This is a genomic window from Microseira sp. BLCC-F43, from assembly GCF_041929235.1.
Classification (GTDB): Bacteria; Cyanobacteriota; Cyanobacteriia; order Cyanobacteriales; family Aerosakkonemataceae; genus Microseira.
In genome coordinates this window covers 1-13,346 of the sequence record NZ_JBHFNP010000293.1, presented here as the reverse complement: position 1 = coordinate 13,346, position 13,346 = coordinate 1, and the positions used below count along the sequence as shown (strand labels likewise).

At 46.2% G+C, this 13,346-nt stretch carries 15 protein-coding genes; 9 read left to right on the top strand and 6 right to left on the bottom strand.

The genetic code is table 11. From position 1 onward, the window contains the following. Both ACE1CM_RS39210 and tnpA read right to left on the bottom strand, forming a co-directional pair. The coding region (locus ACE1CM_RS39210) for an ATP-binding cassette domain-containing protein (RefSeq protein WP_374884401.1) at positions 1-1,289 on the bottom strand (1,289 nt) is incomplete at its 3' end. Positions 1,290-1,764: 475 nt separating this feature from the next. Then, positions 1,765-2,178: an IS200/IS605 family transposase gene (gene tnpA / locus ACE1CM_RS39205; RefSeq protein ID WP_374884399.1), complete on the bottom strand. Its 414-nt coding sequence runs from the start codon at positions 2,176-2,178 to the stop codon at positions 1,765-1,767. A 67-nt stretch (positions 2,179-2,245) separates the two neighbouring features. On the opposite strand from tnpA, the gene ACE1CM_RS39200 reads away from it, so the two are divergent. The 4 genes from ACE1CM_RS39200 (at position 2,246) to ACE1CM_RS39185 (ending at position 5,084) form a co-directional block, all read left to right on the top strand. Then, positions 2,246-2,485, top strand: a complete 240-nt coding sequence (locus ACE1CM_RS39200; protein WP_374884397.1) for a helix-turn-helix domain-containing protein — start codon at positions 2,246-2,248, stop codon at positions 2,483-2,485. A 170-nt stretch (positions 2,486-2,655) separates the two neighbouring features. Then, positions 2,656-3,564, top strand: a complete 909-nt coding sequence (locus ACE1CM_RS39195; protein ID WP_374884395.1) for an RNA-guided endonuclease InsQ/TnpB family protein — start codon at positions 2,656-2,658, stop codon at positions 3,562-3,564. Positions 3,565-3,766: 202 nt separating this feature from the next. Beyond that, on the top strand, positions 3,767-4,621 hold the full coding sequence (locus ACE1CM_RS39190; protein ID WP_374884393.1) for a cyanophycinase: 855 nt from the start codon (positions 3,767-3,769) through the stop codon (positions 4,619-4,621). Positions 4,622-4,721: 100 nt separating this feature from the next. Beyond that, the gene (locus ACE1CM_RS39185) at positions 4,722-5,084 is read left to right on the top strand and encodes an ATP-binding domain-containing protein (RefSeq protein ID WP_374884392.1); all 363 of its coding nucleotides are present in this window, start codon (positions 4,722-4,724) and stop codon (positions 5,082-5,084) included. A gap of 18 nt (positions 5,085-5,102) precedes the next feature. Here the strand turns inward: ACE1CM_RS39185 and ACE1CM_RS39180 are convergent, their stop codons facing one another. Beyond that, positions 5,103-5,249, bottom strand: a complete 147-nt coding sequence (locus tag ACE1CM_RS39180; RefSeq protein ID WP_374884390.1) for a hypothetical protein — start codon at positions 5,247-5,249, stop codon at positions 5,103-5,105. Between the two features lie 379 nt (positions 5,250-5,628). Between ACE1CM_RS39180 and ACE1CM_RS39175 the strand changes: the two genes are divergently transcribed. The 4 genes from ACE1CM_RS39175 (at position 5,629) to ACE1CM_RS39160 (ending at position 10,493) form a co-directional block, all read left to right on the top strand. Next, entirely contained in the window at positions 5,629-6,180 is a 552-nt protein-coding gene (locus tag ACE1CM_RS39175) for a hypothetical protein (RefSeq protein ID WP_374884388.1), read from the top strand. A 675-nt stretch (positions 6,181-6,855) separates the two neighbouring features. Next, entirely contained in the window at positions 6,856-8,241 is a 1,386-nt protein-coding gene (locus tag ACE1CM_RS39170) for a tetratricopeptide repeat protein (protein WP_374884386.1), read from the top strand. Between the two features lie 471 nt (positions 8,242-8,712). Then, positions 8,713-10,056 (top strand): beta strand repeat-containing protein, encoded by a 1,344-nt coding sequence (locus tag ACE1CM_RS39165; protein WP_374884385.1) that lies wholly within the window; start codon positions 8,713-8,715, stop codon positions 10,054-10,056. 248 nt (positions 10,057-10,304) lie between these two features. Further along, the gene (locus ACE1CM_RS39160; protein WP_374884384.1) at positions 10,305-10,493 is read left to right on the top strand and encodes a hypothetical protein; all 189 of its coding nucleotides are present in this window, start codon (positions 10,305-10,307) and stop codon (positions 10,491-10,493) included. 44 nt (positions 10,494-10,537) lie between these two features. On the opposite strand, the gene ACE1CM_RS39155 is transcribed toward ACE1CM_RS39160, so the two are convergent. From ACE1CM_RS39155 to ACE1CM_RS39145, 3 genes are all read right to left on the bottom strand, one after another. Further along, positions 10,538-11,530: a hypothetical protein gene (locus ACE1CM_RS39155; RefSeq protein ID WP_374884383.1), complete on the bottom strand. Its 993-nt coding sequence runs from the start codon at positions 11,528-11,530 to the stop codon at positions 10,538-10,540. Positions 11,531-11,614: 84 nt separating this feature from the next. Beyond that, a complete protein-coding gene (locus tag ACE1CM_RS39150; protein WP_374884382.1) occupies positions 11,615-12,046 on the bottom strand; it encodes a YbjN domain-containing protein in 432 nt (143 codons plus the stop codon). A 118-nt stretch (positions 12,047-12,164) separates the two neighbouring features. Next, the gene (locus ACE1CM_RS39145) at positions 12,165-12,416 is read right to left on the bottom strand and encodes a hypothetical protein (protein WP_374884381.1); all 252 of its coding nucleotides are present in this window, start codon (positions 12,414-12,416) and stop codon (positions 12,165-12,167) included. 421 nt (positions 12,417-12,837) lie between these two features. Between ACE1CM_RS39145 and ACE1CM_RS39140 the strand changes: the two genes are divergently transcribed. Next, positions 12,838-12,942, top strand: a complete 105-nt coding sequence (locus tag ACE1CM_RS39140) for a PEP-CTERM sorting domain-containing protein (RefSeq protein WP_374884380.1) — start codon at positions 12,838-12,840, stop codon at positions 12,940-12,942. Positions 12,943-13,346: the final 404 nt, after the last annotated feature.

The following is a 13,346-nucleotide window of genomic DNA, read 5'->3' as shown; positions in this document are numbered from 1 at the left end:
CTTGGCAAGCCGGGATCGATCGTTGTTGTCGCTTCGCTTGGCAAGCCGGGATCGATCGTTGTTGTCGCTTCGCTTGGCAAGCCGGGATCGATCGTTGTTGTCGCTTCGCTTGGCAAGCCGGGATCGATCGTTGTTGTCGCTTCCCTTGGCAAGCCGGGATCGATCGTTGTTGTCGCTTCCCTTGGCAAGCCGGGATCGATCGTTGTTGTCGCTTCCCTTGGCAAGCCGGGATCGATCGTTGTTGTCGCTTCGCTTGGCAAGCCGGGATCGATCGTTGTTGTCGCTTCCCTTGGCAAAGGGGGGTTAATCGTTCTTGTCCCCCCCCTTGGCAAGGGGGGGTTAGGGGGGGATCGCCGAATTGTTCCCGCAGCGAGAGGGCGCAAACTGGCTAAAGCATCCGCCAATTCCCTTTGTCCATTCCCATCCACCCCAGCAATTCCTAATATTTCCCCGGCGTGCAATTGAAACGAAACATCACGCACAGCCAATAATTTTCGGTCATCCTGCACTTGCAATCCTTGCACTTCCAACACTACCGAACCCAATTTTTTTGCCGGTTTATCCAAGTGAAATAATACTTTTCTTCCTACCATCAATTCGGCTAATTGCTGACGGTTAGTATCGGCGGTTCTTGTCGTCGCGACTACCTGTCCTCGCCGCAACACGGTGACAGTATCGCAGAGATTCATTACTTCTTCTAACTTATGACTAATAAAAATAATTGTCTTGCCATTAGCAGCAAGTTGGCGTAAAATATGAATCAATACCTCTACTTCTGGTGGAGTTAATACCGCTGTTGGTTCATCTAAAATCAGCAGTTGTGCTTGGCGGTAAAGTGCTTTGAGAATTTCCACTCGTTGCTGTACGCCAACGGGTAAATATCCCACTTTTGCTAAAGGATCGACTTCCAGATTGTAGGATTTTGATAGAGATGAAATTGCCTCGGCTTTTTGCTTTAAATTTAGCCGCCAATTCCAGTCTTTGCCCAGGATAATATTTTCCGTGACGGTGAGTTGGGGGACTAGCATAAAGTGCTGGTGAATCATCGCGATGTTGCGCGCGATCGCATCGCTAGGCGAAGATATCTTTATCGGCTTATCTTCCAAATAAATTTGTCCCGAATCTGGTCGATCAAGTCCGCACAAGATATTCATCAAAGTGGTTTTACCTGCCCCATTCTCGCCCAGCAACGCATGAATTGAACCGCGATTGACGCTGAAACTGATATTGTCATTGGCGACAAAATTGCCAAAGCGTTTGGTAATGTTTTCAAGGCGTAAATATGTCATACTTAGATTTGCAACATTCAGGGGATAAATGGTTCTCCCGCAATTAGTGTACTAAATTATACTGAAGGCAGCGCTCGCACATTTCCCCCAGCACCAGGAGTGCGATCGCGCACCTTCCCCTGATTGGGGTTAGAAGTTTTGGGTCATTCGGATTAGGGACTTTAGTAGGGAGCATGTCAGTGCAAGCAAATCTAAGCCAACACCCACCAAGGGTGCGGAGCGCAAGCGGGCACACAAACGAAGCCCGCCTTCGCGGGCTAAAGCTTTTAAAGCCTGCGAAGGCAGGCTTTGTTTGTGTAGCGACACCCTTGGTGGGTGTCGGCTACTCTCGTTGACATGCTCCCCTTTAGCTAGGTCGGCGGGAATCCCCACACCATAATCTTTGATTTGGTGTGGGATGAAAGCCAGTTCCGTTGCTGAGGATTCTCTGACCAATGCTGAAAGCGAGGGAAGGGAATCACGAAGCAACGGAAAATTACGTTTTGGGACGTTCCTGCTCATCGATATATTGCTTGAGTTGTTCCACGGTTACGCCACCACAGGATGCAACAAAATAACCGTTTGTCCACAGTACATCTTTATGATAGAACTGCTCAATTCTTTCCGAGAATTCCTTACGGAGATATCGACTGGAAACGGTTTTCAGGTTGTTAATCAGCTTACTCAATTCAGTTTGTGGCGTGTACTGGATCAAGAGATGAACATGATCGCTTTCGCCATTGAATTCGATCAATCGTCCTTCCCACTTGTCCATCAACGTTCTGAAAATCACCTCTAACCGAGACAGCATCGGATCAGTGAAGATGCTTCGTCGGTATTTCGGGGTTGGCAGTAAATGACACTTGAGGTCTGAAACGCCTCTTGCCTTATGAATAAAATCTTTACTCATGCAGTTGACACTAAATGATTGACTCGATTATAATAACACTAATTCAAGTGTATAGTTCGAAACACAAATGAAGACTACATTCCAATATCAATTATATCCAGAGACTAAGCAAAAGCTCGAACTTAACGAGTGGTTGCGGATCTGTCGTTACTGGTACAAACGTCAAATTGGATATCGGTTTGACTGGTGGCAAATGAATAGAACGGACGTGAATTCATGTCCCTTGGAATGTAGCATCGCTTCAGCCAGTGAAACCCAGAACTACTACTCTCAGAAAGCGTCTCTTCCCGTCTTGAAAAAAGACTAGGTTACGGTGATGCATAGCGTTGAGTTAATTGACTTTTATCGTGTTGATTCAACCGTTGTAAAGAGGTTTATAAGCGTGTATAAAAGGCGTTTTAACGATTCATTAACGGGGATAAAAACGGTAATAAATCCGGTAATACCAGGTTCAAAAACGAAGCGTATTTTCGGACTATGACGTTTGCAACTGCTAATTATGACTGGATCAAACTGGTTCGGAAAAAGTGGATGTATGTACGTCTTGCTAAGCTTGGTGTCGTCAAAGTCCGAATGCACAGACCTATCCCCGATGGTTACAAGATCAAACAGATCAGCGTCACTAGAAAAGTTGATGGTTGGTTCATGCAGATCATGTTGGAAGACTTGTCAGTACCGGAGTTAACCCCGGATCAAGTGATTCCAACGTGGGAGAACTCGATAGGTCTGGATGCCGTCTTGAATGAAGATGTTTACCTCGCAACTTCAGACGGTGAAAAGCTTCCATCGCTGAAACCATTGCGTAAAAATCAAGCTAAGTTAGATCGCATCTCGAAGAAAAAGAATGCGAGAAAACGTGGCAGCAGAAGACGACGCAAACTGGCAAAACGTGAGGCGAAACAACATGGAAAAATTGCGAGATATCGGAAGGATTTCCAATATAAAACCGCTCATAAAATCGTCATAACCGGAAAGAAAGTCATTTTCCATGAAGACCTCAACTTGCGGGGTCTGACCAAACGGAATAAAGCGAAACAAGCCGACGATGGCACGTTTCTCCCAAACGGTCAATCGCCTAAATCAGGAATGAACAAGTCTTGGATTGATGCCGCGTTTGGTAACTTTTTCAAAACCCTGGACTACATAGCCTTAAAAGCTGGAGCAGTGGCGATCGCTAAACAACCTGCATATTCGTCTCAGGTGCTTTGCTATCGAAATGAACTCGTCTTCACTGACTGTTCCATTCGTGAGTATTTTGACGTGCAGGAAGCTTTGATGGTTGATCGCGACATTAATGCCGCAATCAACCTGAAAAGACTGGGGTTGGACATTTTCCCCAGTATAAAACGCGCCCCGTGGGAAGGTGATCGTAGTTGGAACTATTGATCGGAGTACCATGAAGGAAATCTTGTATATCCTACGGGAATGCAAGAAGCCCTCAGCATAATCTTTGATTTGCTGAGGGAGTATGTCACCTAAAGGAACTGCTCTAACAAGGGTAAAATCGAGCTTAACTCAATGTACTACTTGACTAGCGTTGAGAGCAGCTACCTGCCATCCTTTTGGCTTCTGAGCAAAAATGAAATTTATGGTAAAAACATCGGAAAATTCTAGCAACTTTGACTATGTTATTGAATGCGGAAGCGTTAATAGTACCGCTGCCAAACCTATTGGTGGCATTCTGTTGATTGGCGGCGCAGAAGGGGAAAAATCTGGAGAAGATGCAGCCACTCGATGGTTCCTCAAACGAGCAAATCGGGGCGACTATTTAGTTCTGCGCTGCGGTGGGATTGGCTCTCAGGCTGCCTGGGTTTGCGATAATTATAGAGATTTTGTCAGTTCAGCCGCTGAACTTTCTATCGACAGTCGAGAAGCAGCCAACAATCCCAAAGTTATCCAATACATCCGCGATGCTGACGCCCTGTTTATCGCTGGAGGGAATCAAAATCAGTATGAAGACTATTGGGAAGGCTCAGCCGTAGAAGACGCGATTAATTACTTGATTAATCGCAAAAAAGTTCCGATAGCTGGAACCAGTGCTGGCATGGCTATTCTGCGAGACTATTATTATGCACCAGCCCATGAAGGGGTGCTGAGTTCAGAAATTCTGAATAATCCCTTTCACCACAACACAAAAGATATTTATCGCAGCGACTTTATTCAAGTCCCCATCCTCAAAAATGTCATCACCGACACCCATTTAGACCGGATTGATGACGAGCATCCGGAAACAAGATATGGGAGACTTTTTGGCTTTCTGGCTAGAATTGTCCACGCTCAGAACAATCAACTTCCAGTTTTTGGCATTGGGTTAGAAGAAGGTGCCTTTGTTGCGATTGATGAGAAAGGAATCGCTCAGGTGTTTGGCAATGGAACCACTCAAGGACAAGATGCCTATTTTTTGCAAACCAATGGGGCAGTACCAGAACAACAAGCGAAATAGACGCGGTTGTCGGCGTAACCCCCTTATTGAAGCAGCAGCAAATGGCAAAGGTGCTGAGAGTGATCGCATCATCTAGCAAGTAAATGACTACGACCGCGAGGTGTTCAATGGGGATTTGGCTGCGATCGCTGCGATTGACCCAGAGGAGCAAGAGGTAATCGTGAGATTTGATGACCGCGATGTGACCTACGATTACGCTGACCTCAATGAGATTGCCCTAGCCTGGAGTATCAGCATCCACAAGTCCCAAGGCTCGGAGTATCCGGTCGTTATCTTGCCCCTGTACATGCAGCACTACGTCATGCTCTCGCGCAACCTGCTCTACACGGGACTGACTCGCGCTAAGCAACTGGCGGTGATTGTGGCGCCACAAAAGGCGATTGGTATGGCAGTGCGACAGGTCAAGGACAACATGCGCTATACGTTGTTGCGAGAGCGGTTGAGCGGCATTGCACAGCAGTAGTTCTGGGGAGTTAACTTTCTAGCAACTCGACTCGATCCGAAACAACAAGCAAGCGATCGCCAAACTCATCGCCCTCATCAACGAGTACCAGAAATCGCCATCCCGCCAGTTTCTCAACTTGTTCAGCAATTTCGAGCGATCCGCTGGGTACTGTGAGAGTCGCACAGCTTCTTCTGCGGGTTGAATGTTTTATCCGTATAGTTGTTCATAAATATGTAAAAAAGTTAGCTCTATTTCTCATTACATATAAATATTGAACCTTCATCCTGGCTTTGTATTATTTAATTCCAGAGTTTTTCTAAGAAAGTACAAAAGCATTCAAATCTAAGACTTAAAGTTTACTTCTGTATTTGTATAAGTTAAGTTCCGGGCATTTTGCTTTGTGTTTTTTGGATGAAGATGTTACTAAATCACTTGCTATATATATAAAACTCTATAATTATTGTTTTATAAAAACTCGTCTAACTGCTGAATTAAGTGAAGGCAATTCGACATACAACGCACTTTGGAGATAGTAATGAAGCTTAAATATTTGGTTGCAGTAATGACAACAACAATTGCAGTTAGTTCTGGGTTGATAGCCGGTGCTGCTCCTGCCATTGCTATACAATTAACAGCGTCTAACGGTAAGACTTATGATATTACTAGCTTTGTTGGTGATACTAATCCTCAAAATCCAAACAACGTACTCAATGATCTGAAATCACAACCTTGGTTTGGCGACTTTAATTTGGCTAGAGAACTGGCGGATTTAGTAGGTTCGCAGTTGGGGTATCCCAACAACAATGGCCCAAACTGTTTGAGGTGTCAGTATAGTGGAATTCTTTTCGCATACGCTATTAACGTGACTCCCCCTGCTCCTACTGATGGAGGCACATTTTACACAACAAGTGTTGCCACTGATAATATTAGCGATCTCAATCCGATTATGACTTCAGGTTGGAATTACGGCACTTGGACTTGGGCAAAGGGACAAGAAGTTTCCGGTAGTGGAAGCAAAGCCGTCCCCGAACCGTCCGAAGTTGGCGGTATCTTCCTCGTTGGTGCTGCCCTGCTCTGGGGGAGCGGGAAAAAGCTAGCTGCTTTTACCAAATAGGTTAAGCACATTGCTTGTACTTGTATCAATTTATTTTAGTAGTTCTAGAAAACCAATTTTCTATCAGGTTTTCCCCAGAACTGCCAGAAGCGATCGCTTCCTTGTCTGGCTGGCAATTTTCGCACCCAGCCCCATCTGGTGCGTGCTAGATAGGCTTTCCTAGCTGAGTGGCGATCGCAGCCTCAGTCAGAAAAACGCTGTCACTGGGTATGCGAACTTTTGCTTGTTAGTAGGCAGTAAGTTTAGTCTGAAAAATTCCAAAGTTTGTTGGTTTCCGATTAACATTATAAGTAGGGGGGTCTGAATAAAAGCAGTTCGCTCAACTCCCCGATTTCTTAGAGCAGTCGGAGAGCTAGCCCCCCGCATTTTATGTTGAATGGAACTGACTTATGTTGTTAGATCAGACCTAGAGCTTGGGCAAAAGTTTCGTAGGAATAACGTCTACAGTTTGCCGGATCAAGACGAGTACAAAAAAGCTAAAAAATCAGGGGAACTGGTGTGAAGGGAGGTAGAAAGTTTCAGAAGTTGAGGAATGCCTACAAGTCTAAATATGGGGTGCGAACTCCCCCGCCCTAAGAGCTTAACCAGACCCTCAATTTCGAGACAAAATTGAAGTAGGACAAAAAAGCTCAGACCAACCCAAAGCTGAACCAAGCGCCGGGGGGTGAAGCCGAAGTGAAAAATTCTCAAATCAGCGCCAGTCTAGCAGCGGTCATTCTTCTTCTCAACCCGCTAGTGATGGCGGCTAGGCAGTTGACCCCTGAGTTGTTGGCTCAGACAACATACCTAGCCCAAGCCAATAGAGTCAACTACAGTAAAGCTTCTGTTAACCAATGTGCTGCTTATCTCCGACTAGGAGAGTATAAGAGAGCCATTGATGAGTGTACCAAGGTACTGGCGCTTGAGCCTAATCAGCCTTTAGCTTATGTCAATCGAGGCACTGCCTACTTCTATCAAGGAGACTACACCCAAGCCATCCGCGACTATACCAAAGCAATTGAGTTAGCTCCTGACCCCACTTTTGCTGCTGTTGTCTATAGCAGTCGGGGCAATGCCCGCCGATTCCTCCAAGACTATCAGGGAGCGATTGAAGACTGCACCAGGGCGATCGAGTTAGATCCCAACTACGCTGAAGCTTATGACAACAGGGGTCTGGTTCGCCAGCAAATGGGAGAATATCAGCTTGCCCTAGAAGACTATCACCAAGCTCTAGTAGTTGCCAGAAAGACAGCCAAGCCGGAATTAGAAGCGATTATCTTTTCCAACATTGCCCGGGCTTACCAAAGTCTGGGACAGACTCAGAAAGCTCAACTCTATCTGACCAGTGCCTTTTTGAGAGCGATTGATGACTTTTGGCAACAGATGAGCATCATGGATGCCTTGGAAGCTCTTGTACCCCCAACTCAAGTGTCTAACTCGAAGGCTAGTCAATGGGTGACCTACTATTACCTACAACCAGATGCCAGTCAGTTGACAGCGATGGTACGACAACTGGAGCGAGAGGGAGTTTTCGACAAACCCTCAGCCTTTCCTCCTTTGGCGGCTTTTATCGGGGAAGTTTTTCGCCAAAATCCCGCACAGGTTCGCCGCTGGCTGGCGGAGTTAACTTTCGACAATCAAGCTCACCAACGAATCATTTGGGAAGCCGCATGGCTCTCTCAGACCAACCAAGCTCAAGCTGAACTGAGCCGCCTAGCTCAGGTAGGAGACCCCACGATCTCTGAGACCCTGCCAAGGGGCGTTCCCCCGAACCTGTTAACTGTTGCCATCAGTTCACCCAGTATTTTGGATATGTTGTGGGCGACTTTCATGGCATCTGGAGACGAAAGGTACGTCCAGAGAATTATTGCGGTTTTGACCTGGAAGCCTGAAGCAGCCAGCAACCCCAGAGAAGCCTTGAGGCAAGCCCTCATCGTTAAGGCTGCGAGATGGTCTTTGCAAAGTAACATGAGCCAGCACAAGCGAGTCTATCAAATCTGCCAGGACTTAGCTAATAACGGAGAACCAGCCCTCCGACAACCAGTTCGCGCTCTCCTGGAGCAAGTGACTCCCCCACAATAAGTAGAAAGGCGCAAATAAACAGCAGGATGTAACGAAAAGTCAACTTAGCTAAAACTCTCTTCCCTTCTGCCTTCTGCCTCCTGCCTCCTGCCTTGTCTCAACGATGAATTTTCCTGACGGGGTGACAACCCCGTCAGGATTTCTGCTCTGAGAGATTACTACTTCAACTTGTCTCAATCCGCTACAGGTCGTTCGCTGGTTTCAGGAGCGATGTCATTGTCTTCGAGCGCTTTAGTATTGCCATGAATATTTTTACCTTTTTGTTCGAGGAAGTTTACAAAAACAGTCAATCTCCACGTGGAAGGGATAATTTAGAGATACCGAGCTACAGAGCTTACAATTCTCAATTTGGTGTTGGGGAGTGTTGGCTGGCGGGGCTAAGGTCTTGTTGGCACTGCTGAGATTTCTACCACAGTCTTGCTCTTGACAAAGATCGTTACCGCCTTTGTTTCTTGATATGGAGGTCTTGTTATGGCAATAGAACTTTCAAATCTAATGTTTACCAACAAGGATGACATTGTCCCCTTATCAGGAACCGAGCAAATACTCAATACTGGCATTGCCAATACCCTTGCTGGGAAAGACAGACTCACTGGGATTGGTGGTAACTTCGGACTCAATAACTTCAGCACAGGCATCATCAACACCGACAGGGGCAATGACAGCATTACTGGAATCGGTGGCTACGGCATCGTCAACATTGGAACCATTCAAACCGATGCTGGCAACGATACCCTAATCGGTTTTGCAGCGAATGGCACAGAATTTATCAGTGAGGGCATCTACAACGAAGGCACTATCGATTTAGGTACTGGTAATGATGTGATGGCGGGTACTGTCACTGGGGGTGGCTTTATCAAGAACGGCATCCACAATGATGGCACGATCAATTTGGGCGCTGGTAATGACGTTATCTCAGGTACAGATACTTCAGGCACTGGACTTGTGGACGGATTTCGCAACGAAGGATTGATTGACGCAGGTACTGGCAACGATATCCTAACGGGTACTAGCACGGATAGTCCTAACTCAAGTGCCAACTATGGTATCCACAACTTTAGCCGCATCAATATGGGCGATGGGAATGACGAAATTACGGGTATCGGCGCTATTGGTGTCTACAATGATGGCGGCACGATCGATACAGGCAGCGGAAACGACAACATTAGGGGAGCTAGCCCCAGCCTTGAGGGTATCAACAACACAGGTACGATCAAGACTGGGCAAGGTGGTGATACCATTTTCGGTACTACTTCTGGAGCCAGTAGCGCTACCTTTGACATTGGCGGCATCTTCAACTTTGGCAAGATTGAAACTGATGCTGGCGACGATACGATCGTCGGTATTAACCTTGCTGATGTAGAACAGGACAACGGCATCCCTGAACCCGGTCCAGTTCGTTCCGGCGTCGCCAACCTTGGCACTATCGATACTGGGGCAGGTGACGATATCATTATCGGTACGAGTACTTTTGACGGCAACGGTATTTACAACACTGGTACAATTCTCACGGGTGCTGGTAACGATCTCGTTGATGCCCGCAAAGGTGGTTTTCGCGGCAATGGCAATATCTTGCTTGGCGAAGGGTACGACATCATCAAAGGCTTTGGGAATGGCAGCTTTAATGGCGGTAGCGGTCAAGATACGCTGGAATTAACAACGGGAAGTTATACCGTCAGCATCTCGGGAACAACCGTGAGTTTCACGAGTGATGGCATCACTATGAACACTTCCGAGTTTGAGAAACTCATAGCTGATAGCACAACCTATGACTTCACCAGTTTGTTCAATGGTCAGACGATCGCGATTGCCTAGCAGCCTGTTTTGATGCCAATGCGGCTCTGGAAACACCCTGAGAGAAGACCTTTTTCTTCCTGCTACTGGAGCATTCTGAGGCTCTCAGAAAATAGCAGTCAGTTTTCTCCAAACTAGCAATTGTTTGACAGTCTCTGTCGCCTTGTAATTCTTTGTAACCTGGATGGAGGCGACAGGGGCTTTTGCGCGATCGCTCTCTCTTAGAATTGAGTAGAATTGGGGTACTGTCTGGGGGCTTTCGATTAGCTGTGGAACCCGATGATTTCAATCTGGCTTGGCAATTGCTGGTTGAATTAAGGAAAGAAATACTAGAAACTCAGAAAATCCGAGCGCAAGTTATTGGATTCAAGATTACCTTTATCAGCACTGTTATTGGTTTAATACTTGCCAGTAATACTCCAATACAATTATTAACGATTCCAGCTTTTTCAGCTTAACTTTGTTCCGGTGCATTGGAATTGTTATGCGGCTATCTTGTTGACTATGCACGTGTAATCTCCTCAAGAGCAAAGCCAAATTCAAATCCTAAACGAGGAGAAGCAGTACTAGTTGCTTGTTTCGTCTGGGCATCAAGCACAATGACTTCTTGCCGGAGTTGGTGTGGCTTGTACTCAATCATACCAATGGCTGCTTTAGCCCAAAACTGCCATCTTGTAGCCATCTCTTTTAGCTGGTTCGTCATTGTATCATTACGCAGTGGCTTGCTACGAACCCACTGACGCATTATATTGGCACGCTCTGTAGTGGAGGTAACAAGGATCATGCTGCCAGTAGCAGAACTGCTATTGATCCCAAGGAGGGACTTCCCAAAAAGTTTCAGGGACAGCCTGCCACCGAGTTCCATCAAGCATAAGTTAACTTGCTGAAACCTATCCATTGCCTCAAAAAGTTCTAGCTGCTCAATGCTATCGCCACTAACAATCGCTACAAACCTTGGACCATACATTCCAGTAAACGCGAACGCACAGAGTGGGAAGTTGGATCGCATAAGCTCTTGAAACGTAGCTAATGCTTTATCATCGACATCTTCAGCACCAAAAGCAACAACGCGCTGAGTAATGGTCTTTGCAAATTCCGGCATATCAGAACCACTAATCAGGAAACCAAATATCCTGTCGCCTAACGATAATCTTCGTTCGTCAAATTTGTTAAGTTGCTCGTGCATCTGCTGCGGAGATGCCTCTGCCGTAACAAATGTGAATCCCTTAGAAATTAGTCCGTTAACCAGACGATTAAGGGAATCTTCAAGATTCGTTTGACTTTGTCCTAGTCCCAGTATTGGATTATGTTCTTGCTGAACGGCATATACTGGAGCAGCTTGTTGTGCGCTAACTGGCAGTACATTATCCTCAGTCGCCGAGAGCCGTGTACCACATTGACTATCAGACGGAACTTTAGCTACCGAGACGGTCGAAGTAGGTTGCTCAAAAACCGTATCATGCTTATCTGAAGGAGTCTCAAATACGTTAACCATGACATCCTCTCCCTGAATAACTAATATTGGGAAAGCTAAATTTGAAACAAAGCAACATCCTCTGCAATCGCAAATTCTCTGAAACTACAAGTCATCATTTCCAAGAAATTCTTTCTCAACTTCATCCGCTTGCATTGCAACCATTTGAAGCACAGAAACAAGTTCATTTTGGTCTGCATCAGCAGAGAGCGAAACCCTAAAGATAGCTAGAACCTCCCCTGCCTGCTTCAGAATTTCCCAGCTTCCCAATTTATACCGATGATTTTTCGCTAATAGCTCATTTGCCACTGCTGCACTAAGTTGTCCCTTGCCTCTCAGTCCTACAGACCATACTTCACGGACTTCCTCACCAGCAAAGGTCTCAGTTTTACTGTTGATGAATGCAAGCTGTGTCCTACCATCGTCAAATCTGAAGATAACTTTATAGTCACCATCATCATCAACTTCGTATTTGATATCTGCCGATGTCAAAATCTCTCTTATGCGCGAGTCACCTTTTTGCTTACTAACGAACATATTCTTTCCCTTCAAATATAAAAAGAGGTTAGAAGCTCAGATCAAATTTGAAGCGATACAACTGTAGGTTAGTCGCTTAGTAGGGCTAACACAGATCCCCATTAAGCTTCCCCCATCATTATAAATAAATATGCTTAGAAAGCATCAGAAATTTTAGAATCTTTACGTTTACATAGCTTGAGAGAAGGCATCTAAGCGATGTCTGTCTAACTAGAGCTTGCCTTGCAGTTGGCACTGGAGTTGGTGCAGGTAGCTTGGCGGTTTGACCTGCACTCACTTGAGATTGTCCGGCTGTGGCGATCGCCTGTTGTTTTCCTTCTTTTTGAGCCAATGCTTCTAGCTGCTGTAGTTGCCTGTGTAAAGCCGCCAAGCGAATTCGACGGGCGATCGCCTACGCCGCTTCAATTTTGACGGTAGCGATCGCCGATCCCCGTTCCGGTGTCCCTTCACTTGCGCCTTTGAGTATAAGCAATGCCTAGATGCTCAAAGGCTTCTAGAAAGCAATTCTCCCACGGAGTTTCCCCCAGAACCAGGAACCTGTTACCAAGTTTTTCCCCAGAACTGAGGCGATCGCTACCCTCCTAAGAAAACCCAGTGAAGGAACCAGTCTGGTGTGTTGTATGGCTTCTCCGGGTTAAGTTTATTTTGTCTGTATAGATATTCAGAGACATTCAAAAGAGTTGTCTTCACAGCCTTTTCAGTCCCTATAAATACTGAGACTTTATCTTAAATTTGTATTATTTAAAGCTCATCTCTTGTTGAAAAATTTAAAATAACTCTCCAAAAAGGCTTTGGCTAACATTTCTTCTGTCCCAGAACCCAGTTCGGTTCTGGGTTTATTAGCCTTTGGTGTCTTGGGTGCGGGTGGGATGCTCAAGCGCCAACGCCAGCAGTAAGTTGAAATGTGCGATCGCTCCCCAGCCTTTTATGCCACCAACCTGCGACCCGCAGTACGGAAGGGGTGACGGGTCGGAGGGCGCAGTCGCCCTTTTCCTTCACCCAAAGCAAGAAAACCCGTTAACAAGTTTGACCGCCAAGAGCAATCGCATACATTCCCCCAGAACAGAGGAGCGTTCGCGTAGCGTGCCTCCAGGCATATCGCTCTGGAGCTTTTACTCTGGATCAGAATTTTCACCTGGGTAACGGAGTAGTCTTTTTTGTGACAACTCCCACCGCTAACCGCAAGCGGTGTAGCGGGGGCTTCTTAAACTCACGAATAAGAGTTCTTGCTTCACGGGCTGTCCATTGACTAAGCCTTCACAAGCAGCAAACGGTTGTCCTACCGTCCGTTGAAAAACAT